Annotated in this window: 28 protein-coding genes and 2 pseudogenes; 19 read left to right on the top strand and 11 right to left on the bottom strand. The window is 57.7% G+C overall.

Translation table 11 applies throughout. The features are described 5' to 3' along the window. On the bottom strand, window positions 1-77 hold a 77-nt coding region (locus tag AC6CWS_RS25390), incomplete at its 3' end, for a hypothetical protein (RefSeq protein WP_224261798.1). A 25-nt stretch (window positions 78-102) separates the two neighbouring features. Here AC6CWS_RS25390 and AC6CWS_RS25395 point away from each other — a divergent pair. From AC6CWS_RS25395 to mrkJ, 3 genes and pseudogenes are all read left to right on the top strand, one after another. Then, a pseudogene (locus AC6CWS_RS25395) lies at window positions 103-207 on the top strand (PilZ domain-containing protein); the annotation flags it as partial. Between the two features lie 5 nt (window positions 208-212). Next, a complete protein-coding gene (gene mrkI / locus AC6CWS_RS25400; protein WP_032428976.1) occupies window positions 213-797 on the top strand; it encodes a transcriptional regulator MrkI in 585 nt (194 codons plus the stop codon). A 143-nt stretch (window positions 798-940) separates the two neighbouring features. Then, window positions 941-1,657, top strand: a complete 717-nt coding sequence (gene mrkJ / locus AC6CWS_RS25405; RefSeq protein ID WP_023290928.1) for a cyclic-di-GMP phosphodiesterase MrkJ — start codon at window positions 941-943, stop codon at window positions 1,655-1,657. A 33-nt stretch (window positions 1,658-1,690) separates the two neighbouring features. Here mrkJ and mrkF read toward each other — a convergent pair whose 3' ends face one another. The 5 genes from mrkF to mrkA form a co-directional block, all read right to left on the bottom strand. Continuing rightward, a complete protein-coding gene (mrkF, locus tag AC6CWS_RS25410; protein WP_023290929.1) occupies window positions 1,691-2,326 on the bottom strand; it encodes a type 3 fimbria minor subunit MrkF in 636 nt (211 codons plus the stop codon). A gap of 13 nt (window positions 2,327-2,339) precedes the next feature. After that, window positions 2,340-3,335: a type 3 fimbria adhesin subunit MrkD gene (gene mrkD / locus AC6CWS_RS25415; RefSeq protein WP_023290930.1), complete on the bottom strand. Its 996-nt coding sequence runs from the start codon at window positions 3,333-3,335 to the stop codon at window positions 2,340-2,342. Continuing rightward, window positions 3,326-5,812 carry a type 3 fimbria usher protein MrkC gene (mrkC, locus tag AC6CWS_RS25420; protein ID WP_044524639.1) on the bottom strand — a complete coding sequence of 829 codons (2,487 nt, stop codon included), beginning with the start codon at window positions 5,810-5,812 and terminating at the stop codon, window positions 3,326-3,328. The genes mrkD and mrkC overlap by 10 nt, the downstream gene beginning before the upstream one ends. Window positions 5,813-5,823: 11 nt before the next feature. Next, window positions 5,824-6,525, bottom strand: a complete 702-nt coding sequence (gene mrkB, locus AC6CWS_RS25425; RefSeq protein ID WP_048298224.1) for a type 3 fimbria chaperone MrkB — start codon at window positions 6,523-6,525, stop codon at window positions 5,824-5,826. A 95-nt stretch (window positions 6,526-6,620) separates the two neighbouring features. Next, on the bottom strand, window positions 6,621-7,229 hold the full coding sequence (gene mrkA, locus AC6CWS_RS25430; RefSeq protein WP_000756959.1) for a type 3 fimbria major subunit MrkA: 609 nt from the start codon (window positions 7,227-7,229) through the stop codon (window positions 6,621-6,623). Between the two features lie 705 nt (window positions 7,230-7,934). Here mrkA and AC6CWS_RS25435 point away from each other — a divergent pair. Further along, a complete protein-coding gene (locus AC6CWS_RS25435) occupies window positions 7,935-8,144 on the top strand; it encodes a YdgH/BhsA/McbA family protein (RefSeq protein ID WP_002916131.1) in 210 nt (69 codons plus the stop codon). Window positions 8,145-8,239: 95 nt separating this feature from the next. On the opposite strand, the gene AC6CWS_RS25440 is transcribed toward AC6CWS_RS25435, so the two are convergent. Further along, window positions 8,240-9,136, bottom strand: a complete 897-nt coding sequence (locus tag AC6CWS_RS25440) for an EamA family transporter (RefSeq protein WP_023290933.1) — start codon at window positions 9,134-9,136, stop codon at window positions 8,240-8,242. A gap of 81 nt (window positions 9,137-9,217) precedes the next feature. Between AC6CWS_RS25440 and AC6CWS_RS25445 the strand changes: the two genes are divergently transcribed. Beyond that, complete coding sequence (locus AC6CWS_RS25445; protein WP_023290934.1) at window positions 9,218-9,724, top strand: MarR family winged helix-turn-helix transcriptional regulator; 507 nt, start codon at window positions 9,218-9,220, stop codon at window positions 9,722-9,724. Here the strand turns inward: AC6CWS_RS25445 and AC6CWS_RS25450 are convergent. Beyond that, window positions 9,721-10,677 carry a nickel/cobalt transporter gene (locus AC6CWS_RS25450; RefSeq protein WP_044524643.1) on the bottom strand — a complete coding sequence of 319 codons (957 nt, stop codon included), beginning with the start codon at window positions 10,675-10,677 and terminating at the stop codon, window positions 9,721-9,723. The genes AC6CWS_RS25445 and AC6CWS_RS25450 overlap by 4 nt on opposite strands. A 399-nt stretch (window positions 10,678-11,076) precedes the next feature. On the opposite strand from AC6CWS_RS25450, the gene AC6CWS_RS25455 reads away from it, so the two are divergent. Continuing rightward, window positions 11,077-11,322, top strand: coding sequence for a hypothetical protein (locus AC6CWS_RS25455; protein ID WP_023290936.1), 246 nt, complete (start codon window positions 11,077-11,079; stop codon window positions 11,320-11,322). Window positions 11,323-11,670: 348 nt separating this feature from the next. Here the strand turns inward: AC6CWS_RS25455 and AC6CWS_RS25460 are convergent, their stop codons facing one another. Further along, window positions 11,671-11,931: a hypothetical protein gene (locus AC6CWS_RS25460; RefSeq protein WP_032428979.1), complete on the bottom strand. Its 261-nt coding sequence runs from the start codon at window positions 11,929-11,931 to the stop codon at window positions 11,671-11,673. A gap of 168 nt (window positions 11,932-12,099) precedes the next feature. On the opposite strand from AC6CWS_RS25460, the gene fimB reads away from it, so the two are divergent. From fimB to AC6CWS_RS25510, 10 genes are all read left to right on the top strand, one after another. Then, the gene (gene fimB, locus AC6CWS_RS25465; protein WP_023290937.1) at window positions 12,100-12,705 is read left to right on the top strand and encodes a type 1 fimbria switch DNA invertase FimB; all 606 of its coding nucleotides are present in this window, start codon (window positions 12,100-12,102) and stop codon (window positions 12,703-12,705) included. Window positions 12,706-13,158: 453 nt separating this feature from the next. Continuing rightward, window positions 13,159-13,767 (top strand): type 1 fimbria switch DNA invertase FimE, encoded by a 609-nt coding sequence (gene fimE / locus AC6CWS_RS25470; protein WP_498256455.1) that lies wholly within the window; start codon window positions 13,159-13,161, stop codon window positions 13,765-13,767. Between the two features lie 479 nt (window positions 13,768-14,246). Then, entirely contained in the window at window positions 14,247-14,795 is a 549-nt protein-coding gene (gene fimA, locus AC6CWS_RS25475) for a type 1 fimbrial major subunit FimA (RefSeq protein WP_004205364.1), read from the top strand. Between the two features lie 71 nt (window positions 14,796-14,866). Continuing rightward, window positions 14,867-15,403 carry a type 1 fimbrial minor subunit FimI gene (gene fimI, locus AC6CWS_RS25480; protein ID WP_004205362.1) on the top strand — a complete coding sequence of 179 codons (537 nt, stop codon included), beginning with the start codon at window positions 14,867-14,869 and terminating at the stop codon, window positions 15,401-15,403. A gap of 94 nt (window positions 15,404-15,497) precedes the next feature. After that, a complete protein-coding gene (locus AC6CWS_RS25485; protein WP_223822580.1) occupies window positions 15,498-16,157 on the top strand; it encodes a fimbria/pilus periplasmic chaperone in 660 nt (219 codons plus the stop codon). 81 nt (window positions 16,158-16,238) lie between these two features. After that, window positions 16,239-18,851, top strand: a complete 2,613-nt coding sequence (locus AC6CWS_RS25490) for a fimbrial biogenesis usher protein (RefSeq protein ID WP_080901381.1) — start codon at window positions 16,239-16,241, stop codon at window positions 18,849-18,851. Between the two features lie 10 nt (window positions 18,852-18,861). Continuing rightward, window positions 18,862-19,389, top strand: a complete 528-nt coding sequence (fimF, locus tag AC6CWS_RS25495; protein WP_023290941.1) for a type 1 fimbrial adaptor subunit FimF — start codon at window positions 18,862-18,864, stop codon at window positions 19,387-19,389. A 12-nt stretch (window positions 19,390-19,401) separates the two neighbouring features. Next, entirely contained in the window at window positions 19,402-19,902 is a 501-nt protein-coding gene (fimG, locus tag AC6CWS_RS25500) for a type 1 fimbrial minor subunit FimG (protein WP_065883788.1), read from the top strand. A gap of 17 nt (window positions 19,903-19,919) precedes the next feature. Continuing rightward, the gene (locus tag AC6CWS_RS25505) at window positions 19,920-20,825 is read left to right on the top strand and encodes a fimbrial protein (RefSeq protein ID WP_065883848.1); all 906 of its coding nucleotides are present in this window, start codon (window positions 19,920-19,922) and stop codon (window positions 20,823-20,825) included. Continuing rightward, window positions 20,822-20,968 carry a hypothetical protein gene (locus AC6CWS_RS25510; protein ID WP_175393106.1) on the top strand — a complete coding sequence of 49 codons (147 nt, stop codon included), beginning with the start codon at window positions 20,822-20,824 and terminating at the stop codon, window positions 20,966-20,968. The genes AC6CWS_RS25505 and AC6CWS_RS25510 overlap by 4 nt, the downstream gene beginning before the upstream one ends. 125 nt (window positions 20,969-21,093) lie before the next feature. Here AC6CWS_RS25510 and AC6CWS_RS25515 read toward each other — a convergent pair whose 3' ends face one another. Together AC6CWS_RS25515 and yjdI are read right to left on the bottom strand one after the other, a co-directional pair. After that, window positions 21,094-21,366: a GNAT family N-acetyltransferase gene (locus AC6CWS_RS25515; RefSeq protein ID WP_002916201.1), complete on the bottom strand. Its 273-nt coding sequence runs from the start codon at window positions 21,364-21,366 to the stop codon at window positions 21,094-21,096. 11 nt (window positions 21,367-21,377) lie between these two features. Next, a complete protein-coding gene (yjdI, locus tag AC6CWS_RS25520) occupies window positions 21,378-21,608 on the bottom strand; it encodes a 4Fe-4S mono-cluster protein YjdI (protein WP_004205354.1) in 231 nt (76 codons plus the stop codon). Between the two features lie 224 nt (window positions 21,609-21,832). Between yjdI and AC6CWS_RS25525 the strand changes: the two genes are divergently transcribed. The 3 genes and pseudogenes from AC6CWS_RS25525 to AC6CWS_RS25535 form a co-directional block, all read left to right on the top strand. Then, window positions 21,833-22,105 (top strand): YtcA family lipoprotein, encoded by a 273-nt coding sequence (locus AC6CWS_RS25525; protein ID WP_065883790.1) that lies wholly within the window; start codon window positions 21,833-21,835, stop codon window positions 22,103-22,105. 6 nt (window positions 22,106-22,111) lie between these two features. Further along, the gene (gene mdtN / locus AC6CWS_RS25530; protein ID WP_023290946.1) at window positions 22,112-23,137 is read left to right on the top strand and encodes a multidrug transporter subunit MdtN; all 1,026 of its coding nucleotides are present in this window, start codon (window positions 22,112-22,114) and stop codon (window positions 23,135-23,137) included. A gap of 12 nt (window positions 23,138-23,149) precedes the next feature. After that, window positions 23,150-23,806 (top strand): annotated as a pseudogene (locus tag AC6CWS_RS25535) (multidrug transporter subunit MdtO); the annotation flags it as partial.

Below are 23,806 nucleotides of genomic sequence, written 5' to 3' on the forward strand. Positions count from 1 at the left end.
CAGTTGGTGATTTTGAACTTTTGCTTTGCCACGGAACGGTCTGCGTTGTCGGGAAGATGCGTGATCTGATCCTTCAACTTAGCAAAAGTTCGATTTATTCAACAAAGCCCCTGCCAGTTTAAGTTCCGTCATCTCGACGACCAGCGCAGAATAGAGAAGATTCTGCTGGACCTGATCTTAGAAGCCAAGCGCAAAAAGAGAATCTGATACCCTTGGAAAGTATATTGCTGTACACCAATGATAATCTCATTGGTCACTCAATCTATCACTACCTTATTGATAGTCATGAAAATGCCACCCGTTTTGGCTATGACGATGTTATCCAGAGAAAACATCTGCCTGTGGCCCAAACGGTTATTTTCAATTTAATTAATAAGGATATTTCTGCCATCAGAATCCTTGATCTGCTGAATGCGCTCCGCCTTTCCCTGCAGCGCTGCCAGCAGCCGGTGCTGATGGTAAAAAGCGACATTGCCGGGCTATGCCGAGAGTTGATAACTGTCGATAATGCCATGATTATTAGCGAAAACTCACCGCTATCTATGTTTACTTCCATTATCCAGCGCGCGAAGGGCGCCAGCGAACCGCCGCCGCGACGATTGCGCAAACAGCTGTCGCCGCGGGAGTGCCAGATCCTCGAACTGCTGATTGCCAACAATAATAATAAGCGTATTGCCGCCCTGCTCGGCATTGCCCATAAAACGGTCCACAGCCATCGTATCCATATCATGCAAAAGCTGGGCATTGATAATTCCCGCACGATGAACCAGCGTATTGCCGCCCTTCATCAATGTTAAATTTTACAGCGGTAAATCAATAGCGGATAAAGCGTACTTATTCGCTGTTGATTTACATTTCCTGCCATTCCCATTAACCATCAGGTAGCCTATAATTAGACTATCCTCTGCTTATTGTCTGACTAACCTCGTGAAGAGGGATAATGAACACTAAAATATTCGAAGACAACATTTTATCTCGTAATGATATCGCTGTACGCTACGTCTTTCAGAAAATGTTTTCCCCACAAGGTACCTTAGTCGCAGTTGAATGCTTAAGCCGCTTCGATAATCTTCCCGTTTCGCCAGAATATTTTTTCCGCCATGCCACCGCGGCGGTTCGTGAACGTATTTTTCTCGAGCAACTGGCGTTGATTGAACAGCATAAAGCATGGTTTTTACGTAACCATATTTCCGCCACCATTAACGTCGATGACCATATCCTGAATCTGCTACGCCAGAAGGAAATAAAAGAGAAAATTGCCGCCCTGACCTGCGTCCATTTTGAAGTGACCGAAAACGCCGAGAAACTTCTGAATAATTCCCTCGCCGCCTGGCAAAGCCCGCAGGATACCTCGCTGTGGCTCGACGACTTCGGCTCTGGCTACGCGGGGATAAACGCCATCAGCGGTTATCATTTTGACTATGTCAAAATTGATAAAGATTTTTTCTGGCATCTGATGCGCAAAGAGTCCGGCCGTCAGCTGATGGATGCGCTGGTCACCTTTTTATCCCGCAATCATCACAACGTGATTATTGAAGGCGTGGAAAGCGAAGCCCATAAAAAATGGCTGCAGGGTATGGAGTGGTTTGCTATTCAGGGGCATTACTGGCAGGAAGTCAGCATTGAACAGCTGGTTGCCGACGATATTGTCATATAAAAAAGCCGGGCTTGCCCGGCTTTTTCGTCTCGCTTAATTATAAACTAATTCCCACGTTGCCCAGCTGGTAATTGGCCCGCTGGTGGCGCTTTTCGGCGTCGGCGAAACGTAGCCCACATAATAGGTGAACAGACCGCCGCTGACCGCGCTTTCCTGCAAATGCACCTGATTTTGCTGCGGGTCCGCAGGGACAATTTTATTACTCTTATCCAGCGTATTATTATCATTGGTCGACAGCGCCAGATAAATATTCTGCGCTCCGTCTGGCAAGGTATTGGCTAGATAGCCCGCGTTCTCATTGCCGACCGCCGTCAGTAAAAAACCGTCGACCCAGCGAACGCTGACCCGCCGCACCTCGTCCTGCGAGGCGGCGCCGCCGTCATGACGCAGCTGGCAATTTGACAGCGCCAGGGTAAAAGGCTGCGGCTTCATAAACGCGCCGGCCCCGCGATCGTGCACTTCCGCCAGGCTGACCGGCGCCAGCCAGACGTTGCCGCTGCCGGCATGCTGGCCGCCATTGAGCGCGACGCTGCAGGAAATATCCGTCACCCGCCCGGCAAAATCGACCCGTCCGCGATCATAATTGGTCTCGAAACCCCACGCCGAGGGGGCAGCGAGGCTGCCGCAGAGCAGCAGCCACGCGATAGTATGTTTCGGCAATCCCTTCATTCCCCCTCCCGTATTAATCGTACGTCAGGTTAAAGATCATATGCGATTCCACCTCGCCGGTGCTGGTCGTCGGGCCATACTGATAAAAGCGCGCGTGCAGCGGGATGGTGATGTAGCGAGTCTCCTGATTATTCAAGCGGCCAACGGTATATTTCTTATTAAACTGCAGCGGGGATCCATCCTTCAGCACCTGGATGCCGACGCCTTTCGCCATCCCGCTGCCGGCCTTTTCATTCAGCAAGGCGCCCATGGTGGCGGTGGTGCTGGTCGCCAGGGTGCCGGAAAAAGAGGTGCTGATGTTGGCATATCCCGTTTCACTCAGGCCGCCGCTGCACTGCAGATCGATATTAAAATCCTTCCCGCCCGCGGTGGTGCCCACCCCTTTCAGGTCAGTGCGTCTGATGGCGCCCACATCAACATTCATATTTTTCCCGCTCAGTACCGAACAGGAGGGCGAAACCACGGTGATCGCATTGGCGCTCAGATAGGTTTCGAGGATCGGGTTGCCGCCGCTCTCCCAGTCATAGGAGGTGTATTTTCCCGCCGCAAGGGTGCCGCTGCCGGTGGTTGCCGCGGTTTTGATAATCTCCAGCGTAAAACGTGACCCTTCAAGGGAATAGTTGGTGGTGTTATACACCCGGGACGAATAGACGTCGGGATAGACGATATTCACCGTCGCGCCGCCGCGGCTGAAACGCATACCAATCCCCGGCACGTTGGTGGAATAAATTTTATTCCCAAGATCGGTGGCCCCTGGCGAGACGATCTTCGCCGCGAAGCGGTTGGTGCCGGAGGTACAGCGATAGCTCGCCCCGCCCGGGGCGCTCATCGTCCAGTCGCGGGTGAGGATCACCGAGCCCACCGGCAGATCCGGGGGCACCACCACCCTGCCCACCACCATGTCCAGCATCACCGTTGGCGAAGAAAGACGCGTACAGACGGCCCAGGACGAGGTGGTGCCCAGCGCCATTAAGACGATAAAAAGCGTCAGTAATTTCCTCAGCGACATACGCTATCCTTTGTTGTTTGCTGTCCCAGATCCACCGAACACTGCCCGCCGCTCCACTTCACAATCGCGCGTTTGGCGTTCGCATCGCTGATGAACATCATGCTGCCCTGACCGACGACGCCGATCTCCTTGCCGTCGGGGGAGAAAATACTCGCCGCGAACGGCAGAGGCTCATGGTTCGCCTGGCGCGCCTGCAGGGTGAGGTTGTTCTGCACCGTGGTGCCGAACGCCACCTTAACCACGCTGCCTTCCCACGGCACAACCTGCGCCACGGTGCGATCGAAGGCCACGTCGTCATGGCTGCCTTTCGGGTCGATCTCGACGGCGTTGATCCGGTACGGGCGCAGATACGGCAGGATGGCGTAACCGTTGCTGTCCACGCGGGTGCCCGGCGATCCCGGGAGCATGGCGCCGGCCGCGTCTTTGGCTTCAATCAGCGCCATCGTCGAGCCGCTTTCCGGCGAGAGCACCACGCCGCCGCTGTGGGCGATCATCGTCCCGCTGGCGCCAATGCCGCTCTGACGATACCCTTCGCCCTGGCTATAGCTGCCGTTGAGGGTGGTCCATGGCGTACGGTAGCTGCCGTTGAGCGCCACATCGTGCTGACCGCCGGTGGCGGTGGTGGTCGACACGCCGTAGTTAAGGTTGTTTTCACTGTCCAGCGAGCCGTTGATACCAATCTGCGAGCTGGCAAAGCGCGAGTTGTTGAACGAGGTGTTCGACGTCAGGTTGGCGGTGCGGTTATCGCCAAACCACAGCGGGTAGCTGAAGTTGAGTGAAATGCGATCGTCGCGGCGATGGCCGGAGCTGTCCGGGGTATAGACGCGCTGGGCGCTCGCCGACCAGGAGAGACGACCAAACGAATTGTTGTAGCTGACCTGATACTGCTTCTCGGTCCCGGAGCGGTTCCAGTAATCGGAAATACGACCGCTGAGATAAAACCCGCCCCAGCCTTCCGGGAGGTTCTGGTTCACCGTGAAGGTCATGCCATTTTTTTGCCGCCACAGCGTATAGTTGCTGCGGCTGTTTTTTTCCTGATCGACGGCGTACAGCGCATCGTTGAGATTGTAATAACCTTTCGTCGAGTAGCGATACGCCGCCAGCACGATGCTGGTCTGGGTATCGGTGAACATGCGGTTAAAGGTGGCGCGATAGCTCTGCCCCGAGTCATCATGGGTATCGCTCTTCAGCCGCGAATGGGTGACGTCAAAAGAGAGCGCGCCGATCCCGGTGTTCATCCCGGTGCCCACCAGGAAGGCCTGATAGTCGTCAAAGCCAGTGACCCCGGTGTAGCCGGTCAGCAGGTTATTGATCCCGTGCTGCCAGGTCGCCTGATAGAGCATCGGCTTGTTGCGTAGCCCGCTGTCGTCCACTTTACCGGCGGAGAGCGCGTAGCGGGTCATGCCCGGACGCAGCAGCTGAGCAACGGAGGCGTAAGGCACGCTGAACACTTCCACCGAGCCATCCGCCTCTTTTACCGAGACTTCAAGATCGCTGCCATAGCCGGATGGATAGACATCCTGCAGAGTAAACGGCCCCGGCGGAACCGTGGTCTGATAGATAATGTTGCTGCCCTGACGCACGGTGACGAGGGCGTTGCTCTGCGCCACGCCGCGAATTTCCGGGGCATACGAGCGCATGCCGTCCGGGAACATATTGTCATCAGTGGCGAGGTTGACCCCACGCAGACCGATGGTATCGAAAAATTCGCCATTGGTAAAAATCTGCCCACCGCTGACGATGGAGTTGATCTGCGGGATCGGCCGCTGGAGATAGGTCTGGTTGCTGTTCCAGTGCGCTTTACCCTGCTGCTGCTGCCAGTTCAGGTTACCGATATGCTTCAGCAGCCAGCCGTCCCACGACAGACCGGCGTTGACGCCAAGGTAGGCGCTGCTGTTATCCGACCCGCCGACCGAAGAGGTGTGGCTGTTCCAGGCGTTGGCCATCCAGCCAAGATTAAGCGCGGTAATGCCTTTGTCCCAGAACTCCGGGCTGACATAGTTTTTCAGGCGTTGATCTTCATAGATCTGCGGCACTGAAATGTTCAACCGCAGGGAGGACTGGACCAGGTTGTCTTTGACGTTGTCTTCGTTGCGCCAGGATTTGAGGCTACCGCAATAGCCTTCCTGTTCGCTCAGCTGCGGATTGAGCTTTTCCGCCGCGATGCCGTACTGCGTCAGCATCGCTTTGGTGTAGCAGACCCCAAGGTTACCGTCTTTGTCGCGCGCGATGCGCAGATCGTAGCGCCCTTTCCATTCGTCGTTGGTGTAGACGTCAAGGGAGTAAGTGCCTTCGGTAATCGCGCTGGTCGAGAAGCGTGACAGGTCGACCTTTTCGCGACTGCCGACAATAAAGCCGTCGTTAAATTGATATACCGTTCCCGGGTTTTCCTGTCCGCTGGAAAATGGCGGAAAGCAGCACAGCGCGATGGCGATCGCGGTGCTTAATCTTCCCGGGCAGAATGACCTCTGCTTCATTAGCTTTTCCCTTATTTAACGGCCACTTTCACTGCGACATCGGCGCCATAGTCATTAATGTTGTTAACGGTCAGGGTTTCGCCGCGGTTGACGGCGGTGGAGAGCGCCACCGTCTGGCTGGACTGCGGCGCCAGCATCACGGTTTTGCTGTTCAGGGCTTTACCGCCGTCGCGGGAAATACGGCTGACGGTAATGTAGAACGGCGTCGGGTTGTTGATGGCGAGACTGCTGCCGCTGGCGGTCAGGGTCAGCTTCTCGGCCGCCGCATCGCGGTTGCCCAGCCCGGCAGGGCGGTAAATAAATTTAAAGCGGGAACGGATCGCCAGCTGCAGCACGTTCTGGCCTTCATTTTTCTGATCAGCCACCACCGGCGGAATTTCCAGCAGATTCAGCCACCACAGCGTCTCTTTATCTTTCGCCAGACCGGCGCTGCTGCCGAGCTTAATACGCAGCGTCTGGCCGCTCTTGGCGTCAACGCGCGAAATCGGCGGGGTGATAATAAACGGGGTGGTAATGGTATCCGGTGTGGCATCGGCATCGCCGTTATCCAGCCAGGCCTGCGCCAGCGCCGGACGGTCGGCGTTATTTGAAAGCTGTACCGTTATTTCTTTTTCATTTCCTGGATAAATAAAGCGGGTACCGTTAACAATAATATTGTTGGCATGGGCCGCAAAACTAAAAATGAAACAGAAAAAAAGGGCAATACGCTTCATGCTGACCTCAGAATAAAAATACAAGCGGCGGACATTGCCGCTTTATTATTGTTATTAACTGCCCCATCGCGGGGCAGTTTTATTTTCTGACGGAATTACTGGTAAGTAATTTCGTAAGTCGCGTAGCTGTTTACCACACCGGTGGTCACAGTGGTCGGCGCGCTGGTGGCGTAGCCTACGTAGTAGGTGAAACGCGCGCCATCGGCTACAGCGGAAGCATCGCCTTTCGCTTTCGGCTGAGTGCTGTCACCCGGGATGATTTTGTTGGTCAGCGCGGTAGCGTTGTCAGTAGACAGCACCAGCTGGATGTTCTGAGCACCGGAAGCTTCGGTGTTCGCCAGGTAGCCCTGTTGTTTGCTGGTTGCGCCAGCCAGCAGGTTACCGCCGGTCCAGTTTACGCCCAGTTTGCTTACGTCATCCTGTTTGGTGCCGTCAGCCGCCTGGCAGTTAGAGACGTCAATGGTGAAAGATTTCGGTTTCAGGTAAGTATCCGCTGCTGCCGCTTTAACTTCAGTCAGAGTTACCGGAGACAGGTAAACGTTCGCATCGCTGCCCTGGCCGTTAACAGAAACAGTACAGGATACATCGGTAACTTTACCGAAGAAATTAACCTGGCCGCCGCCAACATTGGTATCAGCTGCATGGGCAGCAGTCATGCCAAAAAACGCGGTTGCCATTGCTGCAGAGAGAAGAACCTTTTTCATTGCCATTTCCTTGTCAGAGTGAATTACGAATCAATGAGCACACTGTGAATTCGCATAGAACCAGAAACATCAGGCGATGCTGATTTATGCCACTGCTAATAGAATCTTCGACTGACCGGGAGCCGCAATATTTAAGGCGTCAGGTAACGAACCAAAAAATATAAGTTCGCTGGTGCTATCGGCGTCAAAGAATGCTATTTATTCGCCGACAAATATACATTTGTTCACGTTTCATTAAGTTATATAACATATACCTAATGGCTATTAATAAATAATTATTGATAGGTGAAAACGGGGTGGTGGTTGTTTACAGCACGGAAAGCCTGACGCCAGGGCGCGAGAGAAAGGGCCGCCTCAGCATGCCGAAATGGCCGCCAGAGGGCTATTGCGAATCGTCCGAATCCGCCACGACGGCGGTTAAAAACCGCTCAATCAATTCACACAATGAATGGCAACCGCGTAAATGAGGCGCATTCCACACTCTGAGCACAGGCAGTCCGCGTGATATCCCCTCCAGAAATCAATCACTAATCCTTTGTTTTTAAATTAAAAAATAGAGGAAGCTTCATTTCCCCATCATCAAACCGCCATAAAAATGTGATCTAAATCGCACTTTTTGCCACGCGCGTTATAGTTAGCAGACTTATTATAAGTCCATCGAAAGCAAACACGCTTTCCACCATAAAAGTTAAAAGGACAAACACCATGAAAAACGTAAAATTACTCGCCGCTGCCGGTATGCTCTCCCTGGTCTCTTTCGCTAGCTTCGCTCATCCGGTGAGCGTAACAGCAGACACCCTGGACAGCGCAGAAGCGAAAATCGCAACCATTGCGAAAGAACAAGGCGCTTCCTACCACATCACCGAAGCGTACACCGGCAACCAGGTCCATATGACCGCCGAGCTCTCTAAATAAGCGAATGGTTGCAGAGGGAGCTGCCGGACAGGCCGCCTGCGGGCGGCTGGTCTGGCTCCCGCCGCCTACCCCGCACACAGCAATGTCGAGCCCCGTTATGGGGCTTTTTTCGTTTTTGCCCCCGCCGCCTGGCGCGCCAGCGCGCGCTGAATAGACAATACGCTCGCCAGTACCACGATCAGCCCGACCAGCGCCATCCCCTGGATCGTTTGTCCAAGGAAAATCCACCCCAGCACCACGGCGGTCACCGGGCTCAGCAGGCTCATTGCCGATACCGCCACCGGCGAGAGGCGGCCAATCCCCCGGAACCACAGGCCATAGGCCAGCATGGCGCCCGCCACGCACAGCCACAGATAGCCGGCCGCCTGCAGCGCAGTCACCTGATGCAAAGGGGGGTCAACGATCAGCGCCACTGGCGCCAGCACCACCCCGCCGATCGCCAGCTGCCAGCCGGTTAACGCGACGATCGGCAGGGAGAGCGCCCAGCGGCGGGAGAGCCAGGTGCCCAGCGCCATACTGATCGCCCCGAGAAACGCCGCGCCGATGCCCAGCGGGTCGAGGACGGTGCGCGGCGACAGCAGCAGCATGGCCATACCGAGTATGCCGGCAAGGGCTGAGAATACCGCCAGCCAGGGCGAGCGCTGCCGGTCTACGCACCAGGCGAGAAGCATCACCAGCAGCGGCTGGATCGCGCCAATCACTGCCGCCAGCCCGCCGGGTAAGCGATAGGCGGCGATAAACAACAGCGCCTGAAACGCGCCAATATTTAAGATGCCGGTAACGATAAGCTTTAGCCATTCGCCGCGCTGCGGAAAGCGGCGGCTCCAGATCAGCAGGGCGATACCTGCCGGCAACACCCTCAGCAGTGCGGCAATAAACGGCCGGTCAGGGGGAAGAAACTGGGAGGTGACGATGTAGGTCGTCCCCCAGATAGCGGGCGCCAGCGCCGTGAGCAGCAGGTCGAGCATCAGACTACGCGAGAGAAAAGCCATGATTTTATCTTCACTTCAAGTTAAATTGGTGCCTCAAGTATGTACCCGCAATTATCTTGACATCAAGACAAGTGAGCACTCATGGACAAATCACCGCCGATCGACGCCGTTGATCGGATTCTCGCCCAGTGGCAACGGGAGCGACCGGACCTCGACTGCAGCCCAATGGGGCCGATTGGCCGTCTGAAACGGTGCGCCATGCTGCTGGAGCCGCAGGTGGAAGTGGCTTTTACGCGCCACGAACTGGTGCGCTGGGAGTTTGACATGCTGGCGACGCTGCGCCGCGCCGGGGCGCCGTTCATTCTTTCGCCGACCCAGCTCTTCTCCACGCTGATGATCACCTCCGGCACCATGACTCATCGCCTGAAGGCGCTGGAAAAACGCGGGTTTATTACCCGCCTGCCCAATCCGGAAGACGCCCGCAGTATGCTGGTCGCCCTGACGCCCGCCGGACGTGAGCGCATCGATGAGGCGGTGGAGACCCATGTCGATAATGAACGGCAGCTGCTGGCGGGGCTCAGCGATGGCGAGCGCCAGCAGCTGGATCAGGCGCTGCGGATATTGATGCGCCTGCTGGAAAGCCGTTAACAGCCCGCGGCGATAAAGTCGCCGTTAGCGCTGATCGGCACCACGGTGAAAAACAACCCGGCGGCAAAGAGGATCAGCGCCAGCCCGCCGAGGATCTTCACCAGCGGCACCAGCCAGGGCCGCGGACGGCTGGTCGCCGTCAGCCGGTTGACGGTACGGTGACGGGCATAGTGCACCGCCAGCGACAGACCGAGGATCGAGAGCGCGGTGCCCAGCGCCATGGTCATCACCGCGGCGATGCCCCAGCTGACGATCCCCAGCGCGTTGGCGAACAGCAGGATCATAATCGCCCCGCTGCAGGGCCGGGCGCCGATAGCCAGCACCACGCCCAGACGTGTCTTCCAGTCGGCGCCCTGCAGGTCCTGCCCCACGCCGTGGTGCCCGCAGCCGCACGCGGCATCATGCTGATGCGCCGGCCTCAGGGCGCGTATCCTTGTTTTACCCGGCCGCAGGCTTTGCAGCGCGCGACAGATAACGTAAACCCCAAAGGCGGCGATGGTCAGGGCGCTGATCTTCTCGACGTACCAGCGGCTGGCGCTGAGATCGCCGGCGGCCAGATTCAGCCCCACCGCGAGAATATAGACAAACAGGATGGCGCTCACGCCCTGCAGCAGGCTGCCGAGAAAAGGCACCACCCGCGCCGCGGTCAGGCTCTCCTGGTTGGTGCTCAGGTAAGTGGTGACGATAAACTTACCGTGGCCCGGTCCGATAGCGTGCAGCACGCCGTAAAGAAATGCGCCCACCAGCAGCCAGACGCCGCCGCTGTACTGATGGTTGTTCAGCAGCAAAAGGTACATCACCAGATAGCGATGCAGGGTAATTTGCGTGGCGAGGCACCACTGGAGAAAGTCGCTCCAGTGGCTGTGCAAGGTGACGCCGGCGGCCAGCAGAAGAAGGCCGCCGCTCCCGGCGACCAGCAGGCGCCAGTCGCGTTGCGCAATCGGAATCATCATCGTTATGCCATGGTGAAAAGAGATGAACCACCGGACGACAATCTCATACCCGGCGAACAATAGTGCCTGTTTTCAAGGATGGATGATTTGTCGGCGTTTTTCTCGTCAAAGCTCGAGGTCACAAGGCTCCGCATTATCAGCATCAGCGGGCTCCTGTACCTACCCTCTGCCCTATCTTTGCACAAAGCACTTTACTCTCTTCAGCATACCACAGACGTTTGTTTTTAATGCTGGCACCCTGAATAACATATAAGAGCAGTCGTTACACCCCTAAAAACAGATAAAAATAAATCAGTTATCGCTATCCTGGCACTTTATGTACTTTATCATCCTGCGCATCAGGCACGAATATTCATTAACTGCTATTTATTTAATACATGCATTAACAGGACCACTCAGATGAAAAGATGCTTACTCGCCCTGGCGTGCGTCGCGCTGCTGACGCCCTCGCTTTCGGCGCAGGCGACCTGGCGCAGCGACCAGCGCCAGGACGCCCGCGATATCCGCCAGGATAGCCGCGAGCAGGGCCGTGAAACCAAGCAAGAGTGCGTCAGCAACAACAATCAAAGCAACGCCAGCTGCCGTCACGATAAGCGGGAAAACCGCCGCGAAGGTCGTCAGGAAGCCCGCGACGAAAAATGGTAAGTCAGCCTGCTCCGGCGAATGTCAGATCGAGGTCTTCTGCCACCGGAGCCTTTCACTCCGCCTGTGACGCCGGACCGTCGCGTCCAGCCCTGCCTGCTCTTTATTCTTAGTTTGCTGCAGAATATTACCCGCAACCGGTCCGCAGTCCATGGCTACTAATACCCACAGCCTGATATCACCGCTACCGCCGATTACCGCCCGCTGCTACCCCTGCACTATTAAGATTAAGCTCAACCCTTTAAATAAGACGTAAAGTGCCCTTACAGAGACAATGGCTATTATCCCCAGGCTTTTTGCAGTATGGTTTAATCACTGTTGTAGTTTTGCAGTGAATGCTATCCAGACGGTTCAAGGTTGTATTCTGTCTGAGAAATTACTCATGCCATTCCCGTCGCTGAGATACGGGCGGCCGGCTGGCTGACGCCGTGCCGCCCCGACAGCCGGGAAATAAATCATGACGGCATTGATGGCCGCCTTGCCGTGGCCGGAAGCCAGTGCCTTCATCATCACGTGGGCATCATCAAGAGGATCAGGGATGTACAGGACGTGGAAACCTCCAGGAAAGATTCGCCAGTTCAACCAGCTAACCCTTTCTTTACCCTTCAGCATGCGGCGTCTTATCGCAGGGGATGGCGATAGCCCATGATACTGCGCGCACCCGTAGCAAATAAAAACGTTATCAGCACGCTGTTTAAAAATAAAAAGGCAGTCGCATTTAACAATGACCTGACGCAGGCCTGGAAAGCGTAATATTTGCCTGCCATAAAAGGGAACACCATGACGAATAACGCCGATATTAAAAAAAGGAACTTCCTGACTCAGAATGAAATCGAGTCGCTACTAAAAGCCGCCGATAGCGGTCCCTACGCCGCACGTAATTATTGCCTGACGCTGCTGTGCTTCATCCATGGTCTGCGCGCCAGCGAGATCTGTCGCCTGCGAATATCCGATATCGACCTTGCTTCCCGCTGCGTTTATATCCATCGGCTAAAAAAGGGGTTCTCGACCACCCACCCTTTGCTGAATAAAGAGATCCACGCCCTAAAGCGCTGGCTGGCCATTCGCAACACCTGGCCGCAGGCCGCCAGCGAGTGGCTGTTTCTCTCCCGCAAAGGCAATCCTCTTTCCCGCCAGCAGTTCTATCAGATTATCGCCTCTTCTGGCGACCAGGCGGGATTGCCGCTGGAGATCCACCCGCACATGCTGCGTCACTCGTGTGGCTTTGCGTTGGCCAATATGGGTATCGATACCCGCCTGATCCAGGACTATCTCGGACACCGCAATATTCGCCATACCGTCTGGTATACCGCCAGCAACGCGGGACGCTTCTATGGTATCTGGGACAATACGCGCGACAAACAGCGCCTGTCGCTGCTTCAGTAAGCCTGACGCCACGGATGGCGTTGTACCGCGTTGCGGGGAAATTAAATATCAATAAATTAACCCTCGGTTAATTATGATTACTGTTCCCACAAGTTCTTATTTAATCCTGCGGTCACCTCGTTCAATTAACCCTGCATAAATTCCGGTTTTGCCGTGACTATTTATTGTTGGCTCAAAATCCATCCCGCTATTTTTAAAATCTATCGTTTGAAAAAAACCTTTTATTTTATGCACATGCTATGAAACCCGAGCAGATCTATTGTGGCCTTGCTTAAAATCTCTAAAATTAAGAATTATCGCCAGGCGATATTTTGACTGGCTGTAAATATAATATGCTATCTATGCGTGGTTAATCGCCTTCACCTTGTACCGTTCTCGCATTACGGATCTTTTCCGTCATGGCGTATGGTTTCGCCATGACGACCCCTCACATCTTTTTCAGGAGCAACTATTGTGAACCGACGTCGTTTTCTTACCGCCAAAGAAGTTCAGGCTATGATGCAGGCCGCGCGTCAGGGCGCCACCGGCGAGCGGGACTACTGCCTCATCCTGCTCGCCTTTCGCCACGGGATGCGCATCAGCGAACTGCTGGATCTGCACTATCACGATCTGGATCTACGGGAAGGCCGGGTCAATGTGCGGCGGTTGAAGAACGGTTTTTCGACTATTCACCCGCTGCGCTTTGATGAACGTGAGGCCATTGAGCGCTGGAGTCAGGTCCGCGCCGGCTGGAAAGCGGCGGCCAAAACCGACGCGCTGTTTATCTCCCGTCGCGGTACCCCGCTCTCACGCCAGCAGGCATATCGTATTATTCGCGCGGCCGGGGAAAAGGCAGGTACCGTAACGCAGACCCACCCCCATATGCTGCGTCACGCCTGCGGCTACGAACTGGCGGAAAGAGGGACAGATACCCGTTTGATCCAGGATTATCTCGATCATCGTAATATTCGACACACGGTACGCTACACCGCCAGCAATGCGGCGCGTTTTGCCGGAATATGGGAAAGAAATAATCTTATTGGAGAAAGCAATGCAGAAGCGGGAATTGATACAACCGATTGAATTTGATTAAAAAAATAAACCGTGAACAGGTCAATTGGGGCCAAACTGTTTATATCATAAAAATGTTTTGACATATTTTGCAACTCACCACGCCATATTTCTGCAAAAAAATTCATAATCATCTGATTTTAAATCATTTTTAAAACATCAATTACGCACTTTTCTCACCCTAACCTCCCGGGGCATCGACGCGCCTTCGCCAGCGGCATCGCTCTTCCTTTCGCACTCCGCCATCAACAACAGATGAAATATCCATATAAACAATATTTCTCAGAACTTAACACCATAAAACAGGCGTAATTAAACGGAAATCAGATCGTTTATCTCAACGAGTCAAAATGGCCCCAATTGTCTCATCGGTTGGGCGAAAACTGTGCAGAGCCGGCAGCCGGACCACTCGGCTGAAATCTGAAATGCCTGGAAGGCACAACGGCTGCCAATCCGGTTCGTTATTTCGACATCGTTCAAAGGAAAACAGTATGAAAATCAAAACACTGGCAATGATTGTTGTGTCAGCCCTGTCTCTGAGCTCCGCGGCGGCCCTGGCCGATACCACCACGGTTAACGGCGGGACCGTCCATTTTAAAGGGGAAGTCGTTAACGCGGCCTGTGCGGTGGATGCCGGCTCTATCGATCAAACCGTCCAGTTGGGCCAGGTGCGTTCCGCGAAGCTGGCCACGGCGGGGAGCACCAGTTCGTCCGTCGGTTTCAACATTCAGCTGGATGATTGCGACACCACGGTAGCAACCAAAGCGTCCGTCGCCTTCGCCGGTACGGCCATCGACAGCAGCAATACCACCGTCCTGGCGCTGCAAAACTCTGCCGCCGGCAGCGCGACCAACGTCGGCGTGCAGATCCTCGACAACACCGGCACGCCGCTGGCGCTGGACGGCGCCACCTTCAGCGCTGCCACCACCCTGAATGACGGCACCAACATCATTCCGTTCCAGGCGCGTTACTACGCCACTGGCGCCGCGACCGCCGGTATCGCGAACGCTGACGCCACCTTCAAAGTGCAGTACGAGTAAGGCAAACATCAGGCAAGGAAGCCATCCGGGCCAGGAGGGCCCGCGCTTAATTTTGCAACCGGGGTGAAACGATGCAGGGAATGAAATCGGGTCTGCTACTGCTGCTGCCTCCGCTGGCGCTGGCCGGTAATCAGTGGAACGTCACGCTGCCGGGGGGCAGCATGCGCTTTCAGGGCCTGATCATGGCCAGTTCCTGCCGCGTCGAAGCCGGCGATCGGCAGATGACGGTCAATCTGGGACAGATCAGCAGTAACCGATTTCACGACGTGGGCGAAGACAGCAACCCGATCCCTTTCACGATTCATTTACAGGATTGCAGTACGGCAGTCAGCCAGCATGTCGGGGTGGCATTTCACGGCGTGGCTGACGGCAAAAACCCCGACGTGCTGTCGGTGGGCGAAGGCCCGGGGATCGCCAGCGGGATCGGCATCGCGCTGTTCGACAGTCACGGCCAGCAGCTGCCTCTCAATCGTCCGCCGGATCGCTGGGTGCCGCTCTACCGCGGACCGACGACGCTAAATTTCGTCGCCAAATATCGGGCGACCGGACGCCAGGTCACCGGCGGGGCGGCCAACGCCCAGGCCTGGTTCTCATTAACCTATCAGTAATCAACCCGCAGACCAGCAGGACAACACCGTGAGCAGACAAGGAGATAATGTGAGAAAAACGGCAACGACGATACGCGGCATACTGACGGGATGTATGCTTTTCGCCGCCGGCGCGTTGAGCGCCAGCGCGCACGCGGGCGTCGCGCTGGGCGCGACCCGGGTCATCTACCCGGCGGGTCAGAAACAGGTCCAGCTGGCGGTCACCAATAACGACGACAACAGCACCTGGCTTATTCAGTCATGGGTGGAAAATGCCGATGGGCAGCGAGACGGCCGGTTTGTTATCACTCCCCCCCTGTTTGCCATGCAGGGCAAAAAAGAGAACACCCTGCGCATTATCGACGCGACCAATAACCAGCTGCCGCAGGATCGGGAAAGCCTGTTCTGGATGAACGTGAAGGCCATTCCTTCAATGGATAAATCGAAGCTCAGCGACAACACCCTCCAGCTGGCGATTATCAGCCGCATCAAGCTCTACTACCGACCGGCAAAACTGGCCCTGCCCCCGGATCAGGCGCCGGACAAGCTGACCTTTAGCCGCAACGGATCGTCGCTAACGCTGACGAATCCCACCCCCTATTACCTGACGGTGACCGAACTGAACGCCGGAACGCGCATTCTGGAAAACGCCCTGGTGCCGCCGATGGGCAAAACCAGCGTCAAGCTGCCCGCGGATGCCGGCGGCACCATCACCTATCGCACCATTAACGATTACGGCGCGCTGACGCCGAAAATGAATGGCGTACTGCGTTAACTCTGGTGTGCCCCGCCGCGCGGGCCACGCTGCGCATGACCAGAAGCACTGACTGCCGGGCAACGTCGGACCGGAGGGATTATGTCACATCGAAAATATGGACTGGGCCATGGGGGTCGCCGAAGCGCCCGGCGCCTGATTACACCGGCGCTGACGCTGTGGCTCTGCTCGCAGCCGTTTGCCGCGCAGGCGGACCTCTATTTTAACCCCCGCTTTTTAGCTGACGATCCGGCGGCGGTGGCAGACCTGTCGGGATTTGAAAAAGGCCAGGAGGTCCCGCCGGGCACCTATCGCGTCGATATTTATCTCAATAACGGCTATATGACTACCCGGGACGTTACTTTCCAGGCCGATGCGCAGGGCCATGGCCTGTCGCCCTGCCTGACCCGCGGCCAGCTGGCGAGCATGGGGGTGGATACCGGACGGGTGACGGGCATGGCGGCCCTGGACAGTAAGGCCTGCGTGCCGCTAACGACGCTCATCAGCGAAGCCACCACCCGCTTCGATGTCGGCCAGCAGCGCCTGTATCTCACCGTACCCCAGGCGTTTATGGGCAGCCACGCCCGCGGCTATATTCCGCCGGAGCTATGGGATAACGGCATCACCGCCGGGCTGATTAACTATAACTTCACCGGCAATAACGTTCATAACGCCACCGGGGGGAACAGCCGTTACGCCTATCTGAATCTGCAGAGCGGGCTGAACCTCGGCGCCTGGCGCCTGCGCGATAACAGCACCTGGAGTTACAGCAGCGGCGGCAGCGCCTCATCCAATGAGAACCGCTGGCAGCACGTCAACAGCTGGCTTGAGCGGGACATCATTCCCCTGCGGTCGCGGCTTACCCTCGGGGATAGCTACACCAACGGCGATGTCTTCGACGGGATCAACTTCCGCGGCGCGCAGCTGGCCTCCGATGACAATATGCTGCCGGACAGCCAGAAAGGCTTCGCGCCGGTGATCCACGGGATCGCCCGCGGCACCGCGCAGGTGTCAGTCAAACAAAACGGCTACGAAATCTACCAGAGCACGGTGCCGCCGGGGCCGTTTACCATCGACGATCTCTACGCCGCGGGCAACGGCGGCGATCTGCAGGTCACCATTAAAGAAGCGGATGGCACCCGCCAGGTCTTCAGCGTGCCCTGGTCAACGGTGCCGGTGCTGCAGCGCGAAGGCCATACCCGCTTCACCCTCTCCGCCGGGGAGTACCGCAGCGGCAACAGCCAGCAGGAAACGCCCGATTTTTTCCAGAGCACGGCCATGCATGGCCTGCCGGCCGGCTGGACCCTGTACGGCGGCGCCCAGCTGGCGGACCGCTATCGCGCCTTTAACCTCGGGGTGGGGAAAAACATGGGCTATTTCGGCGCCTTGTCGCTGGATATCACCCAGGCCAACGCCACCCTGCCTGACGACAGCGAGCATCAGGGACAGTCGGTGCGTTTTCTCTATAACAAGTCACTGGATGAGACCGGCACCAACCTGCAGCTGGTGGGCTACCGCTACTCCACCCGCGGCTACTATAACTTTGCCGATACCACCTACCGCCGGATGAGCGGCTACAGCGTGGAAACTCAGGACGGGGTTATCCAGGTGAAACCCAAATTTACCGACTACTACAATCTGGCTTACAGCAAACGCGGCAAGGTGCAGCTGAGCGTGACCCAACAGCTGGGGCGTACCGCCACCCTCTATCTGAGCGGCAGCCACCAGACTTACTGGGGCACCGACGATGCCGATGAGCAACTGCAGGCCGGCCTCAACGCCGCCGTAGACGATATCAACTGGTCGCTAAGCTACAGCCTGACGAAAAACGCCTGGCAGCAGGGACGCGATCAGATGCTGGCGGTTAACGTCAATATCCCCTTCAGCCACTGGCTGCGTTCCGATAGCCGTTCGGTCTGGCGGCACGCCAGCGCCAGCTACAGCCTGTCGCACGATCTCAATGGCCGCATGACCAATCTGGCGGGCCTGTACGGCACCCTGCTGGAAGACAACAACCTCAGCTATAGCGTGCAAACCGGCTATGCCGGCGGCGGCAACGGCGACAGCGGGAGTACCGGCTATACCGCGCTCAACTACCGCGGCGGCTACGGCAACGCCAACGTCGGCTACAGCCGCAGCGATGGCTTTAAACAGCTTTACTACGGAGTCAGCGGCGGCGTGCTGGCGCACGCCAACGGCATCACCTTGAGCCAGCCGCTGAACGATACCGTGGTGCTGGTGAAAGCCCCCGGCGCCGGCGGCGTGAAGGTGGAAAACCAGACCGGGGTTCGCACCGACTGGCGCGGATATGCCGTCCTGCCGTATGCCACCGAGTATCGCGAAAACCGGGTCGCGCTGGACACCAACACCCTGGCGGACAATGTCGACCTTGACGATGCGGTGGTCAGCGTGGTGCCTACCCATGGGGCGATCGTCCGCGCCAGCTTTAACGCCCAGGTGGGGATGAAGATCCTGATGACGCTGACCCATCGCGGCAAACCGGTGCCGTTTGGCGCCCTCGCCACCAGCGACAGCAACCAGAGCGGCAGCATCGTCGCGGATAACGGTCAGGTCTACCTCAGCGGGATGCCGCTGGCGGGTAAGGTGCGGGTGAAATGGGGCGATGGCCCCGACGCCCAGTGCGTGGCCGATTATCGTCTGCCGCCGGAGAGCCGGCAGCAGACGCTCAGCCAGCTGTCCGTCGCGTGTCGCTAAGGAGATGAAGATGAGAACACCGCAGTATCTGCTGGGCGCCCTGCTCACGCTGGCCGCGCCGCTGGCCTTCGCTGCCGACAGCACGATCGCCATCAGCGGCTATGTGCGCGACAACGCCTGCGCGGTGGCCGGAGAGTCGAAGGAGTTCACCGTCGATTTGCAGGACAACGCCGCGAAACAGTTTTACGCCGTCGGGGCGACGACCCCGCCGGTGCCGTTCCGTATCGTGCTGTCGCCCTGCGGCACTTCCGTCACCGCGGTGAAGGTCGGCTTCACCGGCGTGGCGGACAGCGTCAATACCAGCCTGTTAAAACTCGACGCCGGCGCCTCGGCGGCGGCGGGAATGGGGGTGGAGATTCTCGACCAGCAGCAGTCCCGGCTGCCCGTCAATGCCCCGTCGTCAGCCATCGCCTGGACCACGCTGACGCCGGGCCAGACCAACATCCTGAACTTTTACGCCCGTCTGATGGCCACCCAGGTGCCCGTCACCGCCGGGCATGTCAATGCGACAGCGACATTCACCCTGGAATTTCAGTAAGCGGAGGCTGCAATGAAATGGACCCACGTGGGCTGGCTGCTGGCCGGCCTGTTAACCGCGAGCCCTTACCTGCGGGCGGCCGATGTCACCCTCACCGTCAACGGGAAGGTGGTGGCCAGACCCTGCACGGTCTCCACCGTCAATGCCACCGTCGAGCTGGGCGATCTTTACACCTTCAGCCTGATCGGCGCGGGCTCGGCATCGGCCTGGCACAGCGTGGCGCTGGATCTCAGCAACTGCCCCGTCGGTACCTCACGGGTGAAGGCCACCTTCAGCGGGACCGCGGACAGCACCGGCTATTACAAAAACCAGGGGACGGCAGGCAATATTCAGCTCGAACTGCAGAGCGAGGACGGCGCCACGCTGAACAACGGCAGCAGCCAGTCGGTACAGGTGGATGAGGCCAGCCAGTCCGCCCGCTTCCCGCTGCAGGTCAGGGCCCTGTCGGTCAACGGCGGCGCCACGCAAGGCACCATTCAGGCGGTGATTAACGTCACCTATACCTACGCCTGAGCCAGGAGAGCATCATGATGAAAAAAATTATCCCTCTGTTCACCACCCTGCTGCTGCTGGGCTGGTCGATAAACGCCTGGTCCTTCGCCTGCAAAACGGCCACCGGCGCGACGATCCCCATCGGCGGCGGATCAGCCAATGTCTACGTTAACCTGACCCCGGCGGTCAACGTCGGGCAAAACCTGGTGGTCGACCTCTCCACGCAGATTTTTTGCCATAACGACTATCCGGAAACGATCACTGACTACGTGACCCTGCAGCGCGGATCCGCCTATGGCGGCGTGCTGTCGAGTTTCTCTGGCACCGTGAAATATAACGGCACCTCTTACCCCTTCCCGACCACCACGGAAACGGCGCGGGTGATTTACGATTCACGAACCGATAAGCCCTGGCCCGCCGTCCTGTATCTGACGCCGGTCAGCACCGCCGGCGGGGTGGCGATCGCCGCAGGATCGTTGATCGCGGTGCTGATCCTGCATCAGACCAACAACTACAATAGCGACTCCTTCCAGTTCATCTGGAACATCTACGCCAATAACGACGTGGTGGTCCCCACCGGCGGCTGCGATGTCTCTGCCCGCGATGTCACCGTCACCCTCCCCGACTACCCGGGCTCCATGACCGTGCCGCTCACCGTGCACTGCGCGCAGAGCCAGCAGCTGGGGTATTACCTCTCCGGCGCCACCGCGGACAGCGCCCACGCGATCTTCACGAACACCGCCTCCGCCTCGCCGGCGCAGGGGATAGGCGTCCAGCTTACCCGCAACGGCAGCGCCGTGCCGGCGAACAGCACGGTCTCGCTGGGCACCGTCGGAACCTCGCCGGTCAATCTCGGCCTGACGGCGACCTACGCCCGGACCACAGGCCAGGTCACCGCCGGTAATGTGCAGTCGATCATCGGCATTACCTTTGTCTATCAATGATGACCGATGACATCCTCTCTTCCTGCTCGCTGGCCGCCCGGGGGTTGAACCAGCGGATGCTGAACGCGGCGAAGCGGCTGGCGGGGGTAAAAAAGCGGGTGGAATATCACCCGCATATGGCCCCTCGCTTTCCGCACAGGTAGCCGCCTCGTTCATCAGCAAACTCACGGTCGGCGTTTGAACAGGCATGGGAGGAAGCGATGAGTGACTAATGGCGCGGATGCGCTGGCGAGTGAAAAGCGCACCGGTTTACACCGGTGCCGGTACGTCAGGCGCGAATATCGTCGTATTCGCGGGTGTTATCGAATTCATGTTTGGCAAACGGGCAGAGTGGAATAATCTTCCGCTGCTCCTGGCGCATTTTTTCCACCACCTTCGCCACCAGCTGTTTCCCCACGCCCTGGCCTTTCAGGCTGGGATCGACATCGGTATGTTCGATAATGCTGAGGTGTTCGCCGGTGGGAACAAAAACAATCTCCGCGACCTGGTTACCCTGCGCGTCGTTAACATAAAATTTGTTGTGCCCTTCCAGTATTTCCATCTTCTCCTCGCTTATTTATGACGATATTGCAGGGCGCCGCTCGGGCAGGTATCGATCACCTTCACCACCGTCGCGACATCCACTTCATCCGGGATGATCCACGGCTTACGCTTGAGATTGAACAGCTTCGCGCTGCCGCGCACGCAGTTCCCGGAATGCTGACAGATCGCCGTATTAAAGTAGACGTCGATTTTCTCCCCGGTATAGGCCCGGTAGCCGGCTTCCAGTAATTCCTTATCCATGACATTGCCTCGGTCTTGTTTTATGACTTTCAGGCTAAGCATAGTCCTCCCCGTGACGGCTGACTATGCGCAAGTCGGTAATGGGCGTCAGGAGAGGGATTTGGCGCATCCTCCCGCTCTTCCGGCGCGCACGGATCCCGCAGTCAACGAACGGTTGACTTTCATTCCCGCAACGAGGCGATTACACTCATGACACACTGGTAAGAGCACTCAGGGATGTTCCATTGAATCATATTGCCACCATAGCCCGCCCGGCGCGGCTACTGCTCGTCTTGCCGCTCACCGGCTGCTCACTCTCACCAGCGATCCCGGTATTGGGCGCCGTGTTCCCCGGCTGGTTTTTCTGCTTGTTGGGCGGCGCGTTTTTACTCATCCCCTGCCATATCCTGATTACCCGTAACGGCTGGCAGCCGCGCTTTTCTCCCCTGGTCTTCAGCTATGTCGCGCTGATGTTCCTGTTCGCCACGCTGCTGTGGTTTCTGTTTTTTGTTCACTGATCGCTTATGACTACTTCCCGCACTCCCCTGTTACGCAAGAAATGGCCTCTGCTGGCGCTGGTCCTCGCCGCCATCCTGGCGCTGATCCTGGTTATCTGGCAGTTGCAAACGTCGCCGGAGACCAATGACGCCTATGTCTATGCTGATACCATCGATGTGGTGCCCGAGGTCAGCGGACGCATCGTGGAGATGCCCATCCGCGATAACCAGCGGGTGAAAAAAGGCGATCTGCTGTTCCGCATCGACCCCCGTCCCTATCAGGCGATGCTCGATGACGCGAAAGCCCGGCTGACGACCCTCGACGCGCAGATTATGCTGACCCAGCGCACCATCAAAGCGCAGGAGTATAACGCCCAGTCGGTAGCGGCCGCCGTCGAGCGCGCCAGAGCGCTGGTCAAGCAGACCACCTCCACGCGCATCCGCCTTGAACCGCTGGTGCCGCAGGGGTTTGCCTCGCAGGAAGATCTCGATCAGGCGCGCACCGCCGAGAAAGCGGCGCGGGCGGAGCTGGAAGCCACGCTGCTGCAGGCCAGACAGGCCTCGGCGGCCGTGACCGGCGTGGATGCCATGGTGGCGCAACGCGCCGGGATCCTGGCGCAAATCGCCCTCGCCGAACTGCATCTGGAATTTACCGAAGTGCGCGCGCCGTTCAACGGCGTGGTGGTGGCGCTGAAAACCACCGTCGGCCAGTACGCCTCGGCGCTGAAGCCGGTCTTCACCCTGCTGGATGACGACCGCTGGTATGTGATCGCGAACTTCCGCGAGACCGATCTGAACAACGTGCGCCCCGGCGTGGCGGCGCGGATCACCGTGATGACCAACCACAACCGGACCTTTAATGGGGTGGTCGATTCGGTCGGCTCCGGGGTCCTGCCCGAAGGCGGGAGCGTCATCGAAGGCCTGCCGCTGATCCAGAAAAGCATTAACTGGGTCCACGTCTCGCAGCGCTTCCCGGTGAAAATCGCCGTCAGCGATCCCGATCCGGCTCTGTTCCGCATGGGCGCCTCGGCCAGCGCCGTGCTGCAGCCGTAGCCGGGCGACGCAATGTTTCCTCTCGCCCATTTTTTACGCCAGGAACTGCGCGACGCGCCGGGACGCGCCAGCTACACGCTGCGCCTGACGCTGAGCTGTGCGGTGCTCATCACCCTGTTCATGACCCTGCAGATCCCCTTCCTGGCCGTCGCGCTGATCGTCGTGTTCTACGTCAGCCAGCCTAACGTGTTGATGATTAAGTTAGTCAGCGTGGTCTTTTTTGTCACCGTCAGCGTGGCGCTCGGCGGCGTGCTGCTGATCATCAAGTGGACCTATGACTACCCGCTGATCCGCCTGGCGGCCTCCGTGGCGCTCTTTTTCTGCGCCATCTATCTGATGCGGGTGCTGGGCAAGCTGGGACTGGCCTTTTTCGTGGTGGCGCTGGCGGTGATTTACGCCCAAACCTTCCCGTCGATGACCAGCCAGAGCGAGATCCTGGTGCGGCTGCTGCTCTGGCTGTGGGTGGCGATTAACACCGCGATCCTTGTCACCCTGCTGGTCAACGCCTGTTTTCAGCAGGCCTTTCCCGGCAACCAGTTTAAGGCGCGTCTGGCGGAGATGCTGCAGTCGGGGGGCCCCCGCCGGGGGCCCCCCCGCCCCCAAAACCCCCACCCCAACCCCGCCACCGCCCCGCACCATAAAAACACACAAAAAAAAAAAAAAAAACAA

This window comes from Klebsiella sp. M041 (genome assembly GCF_059759695.1).

What these genes read in the sequence shown, in the direction of transcription:
- fimB (WP_023290937.1), top strand. Translation starts at nt 12,100, where the DNA reads ATGACGAATAACGCCGATATTAAAAAAAGGAACTTCCTGACTCAGAAT.
- AC6CWS_RS25455 (WP_023290936.1), top strand. Translation starts at nt 11,077, where the DNA reads ATGAAAAGATGCTTACTCGCCCTGGCGTGCGTCGCGCTGCTGACGCCC.
- fimA (WP_004205364.1), top strand. Translation starts at nt 14,247, where the DNA reads ATGAAAATCAAAACACTGGCAATGATTGTTGTGTCAGCCCTGTCTCTG.
- mrkB (WP_048298224.1), bottom strand. Translation starts at nt 6,525, where the DNA reads ATGAAGCGTATTGCCCTTTTTTTCTGTTTCATTTTTAGTTTTGCGGCC.
- mrkJ (WP_023290928.1), top strand. Translation starts at nt 941, where the DNA reads ATGAACACTAAAATATTCGAAGACAACATTTTATCTCGTAATGATATC.
- AC6CWS_RS25445 (WP_023290934.1), top strand. Translation starts at nt 9,218, where the DNA reads ATGGACAAATCACCGCCGATCGACGCCGTTGATCGGATTCTCGCCCAG.
- AC6CWS_RS25510 (WP_175393106.1), top strand. Translation starts at nt 20,822, where the DNA reads ATGATGACCGATGACATCCTCTCTTCCTGCTCGCTGGCCGCCCGGGGG.
- AC6CWS_RS25505 (WP_065883848.1), top strand. Translation starts at nt 19,920, where the DNA reads ATGAAAAAAATTATCCCTCTGTTCACCACCCTGCTGCTGCTGGGCTGG.
- mrkA (WP_000756959.1), bottom strand. Translation starts at nt 7,229, where the DNA reads ATGAAAAAGGTTCTTCTCTCTGCAGCAATGGCAACCGCGTTTTTTGGC.
- mrkC (WP_044524639.1), bottom strand. Translation starts at nt 5,812, where the DNA reads ATGAAGCAGAGGTCATTCTGCCCGGGAAGATTAAGCACCGCGATCGCC.
- mrkF (WP_023290929.1), bottom strand. Translation starts at nt 2,326, where the DNA reads ATGAAGGGATTGCCGAAACATACTATCGCGTGGCTGCTGCTCTGCGGC.
- AC6CWS_RS25485 (WP_223822580.1), top strand. Translation starts at nt 15,498, where the DNA reads ATGCTTTTCGCCGCCGGCGCGTTGAGCGCCAGCGCGCACGCGGGCGTC.
- AC6CWS_RS25460 (WP_032428979.1), bottom strand. Translation starts at nt 11,931, where the DNA reads ATGCTGAAGGGTAAAGAAAGGGTTAGCTGGTTGAACTGGCGAATCTTT.
- AC6CWS_RS25440 (WP_023290933.1), bottom strand. Translation starts at nt 9,136, where the DNA reads ATGGCTTTTCTCTCGCGTAGTCTGATGCTCGACCTGCTGCTCACGGCG.
- fimG (WP_065883788.1), top strand. Translation starts at nt 19,402, where the DNA reads ATGAAATGGACCCACGTGGGCTGGCTGCTGGCCGGCCTGTTAACCGCG.
- fimF (WP_023290941.1), top strand. Translation starts at nt 18,862, where the DNA reads ATGAGAACACCGCAGTATCTGCTGGGCGCCCTGCTCACGCTGGCCGCG.
- AC6CWS_RS25450 (WP_044524643.1), bottom strand. Translation starts at nt 10,677, where the DNA reads ATGATGATTCCGATTGCGCAACGCGACTGGCGCCTGCTGGTCGCCGGG.
- mrkD (WP_023290930.1), bottom strand. Translation starts at nt 3,335, where the DNA reads ATGTCGCTGAGGAAATTACTGACGCTTTTTATCGTCTTAATGGCGCTG.
- yjdI (WP_004205354.1), bottom strand. Translation starts at nt 21,608, where the DNA reads ATGGATAAGGAATTACTGGAAGCCGGCTACCGGGCCTATACCGGGGAG.
- AC6CWS_RS25515 (WP_002916201.1), bottom strand. Translation starts at nt 21,366, where the DNA reads ATGGAAATACTGGAAGGGCACAACAAATTTTATGTTAACGACGCGCAG.
- AC6CWS_RS25490 (WP_080901381.1), top strand. Translation starts at nt 16,239, where the DNA reads ATGTCACATCGAAAATATGGACTGGGCCATGGGGGTCGCCGAAGCGCC.
- AC6CWS_RS25435 (WP_002916131.1), top strand. Translation starts at nt 7,935, where the DNA reads ATGAAAAACGTAAAATTACTCGCCGCTGCCGGTATGCTCTCCCTGGTC.
- fimI (WP_004205362.1), top strand. Translation starts at nt 14,867, where the DNA reads ATGCAGGGAATGAAATCGGGTCTGCTACTGCTGCTGCCTCCGCTGGCG.
- mdtN (WP_023290946.1), top strand. Translation starts at nt 22,112, where the DNA reads ATGACTACTTCCCGCACTCCCCTGTTACGCAAGAAATGGCCTCTGCTG.